Source organism: Thermus sp., from assembly GCF_040290245.1.
Taxonomy (GTDB): domain Bacteria; phylum Deinococcota; class Deinococci; order Deinococcales; family Thermaceae; genus Thermus_A.
In genome coordinates this window covers 1-2972 of the sequence record NZ_PSMQ01000081.1, presented here as the reverse complement: position 1 = coordinate 2972, position 2972 = coordinate 1, and the positions used below count along the sequence as shown (strand labels likewise).

The 2972-nt window shown below is 63.2% G+C and carries 2 protein-coding genes; both read left to right on the top strand.

Going from position 1 to position 2972, the window contains the following annotated elements; genetic code table 11:
• Nucleotides 1-277: 277 nt before the first annotated feature.
• Entirely contained in the window at nucleotides 278-1480 is a 1203-nt protein-coding gene (locus C4301_RS09075; protein ID WP_352414762.1) for an argininosuccinate synthase, read from the top strand.
• Entirely contained in the window at nucleotides 1477-2865 is a 1389-nt protein-coding gene (gene argH, locus C4301_RS09070; RefSeq protein ID WP_352414761.1) for an argininosuccinate lyase, read from the top strand. Before C4301_RS09075 ends, argH begins: the two co-directional genes overlap by 4 nt.
• The last annotated feature ends 107 nt before the right edge of the window (nucleotides 2866-2972 follow it).

Sequence of the window (2972 nt, the reverse complement as noted above, 5' to 3'; positions counted from 1 at the left end):
TGCCCCCCTGGGGGACGGTCAGGCTAGGGGGGCTCAGGGAGAGGGTGAAGTTTGGGGGCGGGGTTTGCTGGCAGGCGGTGAAGCCCAGAGCCATTAGAACCAGTAAAAGCTTTCTCATACTGCGCCTCCTTTACAACCTCGTGGGCTTAGTTTCCCAAGATTAAAGTTCAAAAGGTGTAAGGCGGACCGTCAAGAGATTCAAACCACAATTTAATTTCTTTCAAATGTTTGCATAGTTATGTTGCCCCTTGAAAAATGGTAAACTAGGGCCGTGGGCATGAAGATCGTCCTCGCATACTCCGGCGGGCTGGACACCAGCATCATCCTGAAGTGGCTTAAGGAAACCTATGGCGCCGAGGTGGTCGCGTTTACCGCGGACATCGGCCAGGGGGAAGAGGTGGAGGAGGCGCGGCTTAAGGCCCTGCAGACAGGGGCTTCCAAGGCCATCGCCTTGGACCTCAAGGAGGAGTTCGTGCGGGACTTCGTCTTTCCCATGTTCCGCGCCCTACCCCTTTACGAGGGGTACTACCTCCTGGGCACCTCCATCGCGAGACCCCTTATCGCCAAGCACCTGGTGAGGATCGCCAAGGAGGAGGGGGCCCATGCGGTGGCCCACGGGGCTACGGGCAAGGGGAATGACCAGGTGCGCTTCGAGCTCACCGCCTATGCCCTGAAGCCGGACATCCGGATCATCGCCCCCTGGCGGGAATGGAGCTTCAAGGGGCGGCAGGAGATGCTGGAGTATGCAAAGCAGCACGGGATTCCCGTTCCGGTAACCGTCGAAAAACCCTACTCCATGGACGCTAATCTCCTGCACATCTCCTACGAGGGCGGTGTCCTAGAGGACCCTTGGGTTGAACCCCCCAGGGATATGTTCCGCATGACCCGCGATCCGGAGGAAGCCCCGGATGAGCCCGAGTACGTGGAGGTGGAATTCCACGAGGGCGACCCGGTGGCGGTGAATGGGGAGGCCTTCTCCCCGGCGGCCCTGCTCCAGAGGCTCAACGAGATCGGGGGCCGGCACGGGGTGGGCCGGGTGGACCTGGTGGAAAATCGCTTTGTGGGCTTAAAAAGCCGGGGGGTGTACGAGACGCCGGGAGGGACGATCCTTTACCATGCCCGGCGGGCGGTGGAAAGCCTCACCCTGGACCGGGAAGTCCTCCACCAGCGGGACATGCTTTCGCCCAAGTACGCCGAACTCGTCTACTACGGCTTCTGGTTTGCCCCTGAACGGGAGGCGCTTCAGGCCTACTTCGACCACGTGGCCAAGCGGGTAACGGGAACGGCCCGGCTCAAGCTGTACAAAGGGGGGGTCTATGTGGTGGGCCGCAAGGCCCCAAGGAGCCTTTACCGGAAGGATCTGGCCTCCTTTGATGAGGCGGGTGGGTACGACCAGAAGGACGCGGAGGGCTTCATCCGGCTGAACGCCCTTCGGCTTCGGACGCTGGCCTGGGTGGAGGCTTCAGGAGGGGGAAGGTGAGCCACAGGACCTGGGGCGGGCGGTTTGAGGAGGGGCCGGATGCCCTTGCCGCCCGGTTTAACGCCTCCCTCCCCTTCGACCGGGCGCTCTGGCGGGAGGACCTTTGGCAAAACCGGGTCCAGGCGGAGATGCTCCACCGGATCGGCCTCCTGAGCAAAGAGGAGCTCGAGGCCCTCCTTAAGGCCCTCTCGGAGATCGAACAGGAGATCGAGGAGGGGCGCTTCCCCTGGCGGGAGGCGCTCGAGGATGTCCACATGAACCTCGAGGCCCGCCTCATGGAGCTTGCAGGGCCTGCGGGGGCCAAGATCCACACCGCGCGGAGCCGAAACGATCAGGTGGCCACCGACCTTCGGCTTCACCTAAGGCGGAGGCTGGGGGAGGTCTTGGAGGACCTCCTCGCCTTCCGGCGCACCCTGGTGAAGGAGGCGGAGCGGCACCTCGAACCCCCCTTCGTCCTCCCCGGCTACACCCACCTCCAACGGGCCCAGCCCATCCTCCTCTCCCACTGGTTCCTGGCCTACTACGAGATGGCCACGCGGGACGAGGGCCGGCTGAAGGATGCGCAAAGGAGGCTGAACGAAAGCCCGCTGGGGGCGGCGGCCCTGGCGGGGACGGGCTTTTCCATAGACCGGTTCTACACCGCAAAGGCCCTGGGGTTTGACCGGCCCATGCGCAACTCCCTGGATGCGGTGGCAAGCCGGGACTTCGCCCTCGAGGTCCTTTCCGCCTTGAACATCGCCCAGCTCAACCTCTCCCGCATGGCCGAGGAGCTCATTCTTTACAGCACGGAAGAGTTCGGCTTTGTCGAAGTCCCGGATGCCTTTGCCACGGGTTCTTCCATCATGCCCCAGAAGAAAAACCCGGACATCCTGGAGCTCATCCGGGCCAAGGCGGGCCGGGTCCTGGCCGCTTTGGTGGGGCTTTCCACCGTGGTCAAGGGGCTTCCTTTAGCCTATAACAAGGACCTTCAGGAGGACAAGGAGCCCCTTTGGGATGCCCTCACCACCTATCAGGACTCCCTGCGGCTTCTGACCACCCTCCTGCCTGGGCTTAAGTGGAACCGGGAGAGGATGTGGAAAGCGGCGGAAGAGGGGTTTGCCCTGGCCACGGAGCTTGCGGATTTTCTGGCCCAAAGGGGGGTTCCCTTCCGGGAGGCCCACCATGTGGTGGGGCGGCTGGTCCGGAGGCTCATCCAGGAGGGAAGAGGCCTGAAAGACCTAAGCCTTGATGAGCTAAGGACCCACCATCCGCTTTTTTCCGAAGAGGCCCTTCCCCTCCTTCGGCTGGAGACCGCTATCCATGCCCGGGCCTCCTATGGGGGCACGGCCCCTCGTGCGGTGAGGGAGCGGGTCTTGGAGGCCAAGGAGGAGGTGGGGCTTGATTGAACTTTCCACGACCGCTTTGCCCAAGGTGCGCCGCGAGGCCAGGGTGGAGCTCAGGAAAGCCCGGCTGGGCGATGTGGACGAGGTCTACGCCCTGATCCGCCACTGGG